Source organism: Eubacterium sp. AF15-50 (assembly GCF_934835595.1).
Lineage (GTDB): Bacteria > Bacillota > Clostridia > Lachnospirales > Lachnospiraceae > Eubacterium_G > Eubacterium_G segne.
This window is the reverse complement of sequence record NZ_CAKVZL010000160.1, coordinates 1-230: the sequence shown is the minus strand read 5'-3', so window position 1 is coordinate 230 and position 230 is coordinate 1. Positions and strand designations below refer to the sequence as shown.

At 52.2% G+C, this 230-nt stretch carries 1 pseudogene (running past one end of the window); it reads left to right on the top strand.

From position 1 onward, the window contains the following. Positions 1-230, top strand: a pseudogene (locus tag Q5O73_RS10575) ([FeFe] hydrogenase H-cluster radical SAM maturase HydG) (its annotated part extends 280 nt beyond the left edge of the window); the annotation flags it as partial.

Below are 230 nucleotides of genomic sequence, written 5' to 3'. Positions count from 1 at the left end.
TCCGCACACCATCAGCGTGCCACGCATCTGTCCGGCTGACGATATTTCCACAAACGACTTCCCCAATGCTGTTTCCGATGATATATTCTGCCGCATTGTAGCCATCATCCGCATTGCCGTACCTTATACGGGAATGATTATTTCCACACGCGAATCGGTTGCCACGCGCAGCAAAGTGCTGCATTTGGGCATTTCACAAATCAGTGGCGGATCACGCACCAGTGTAGGCG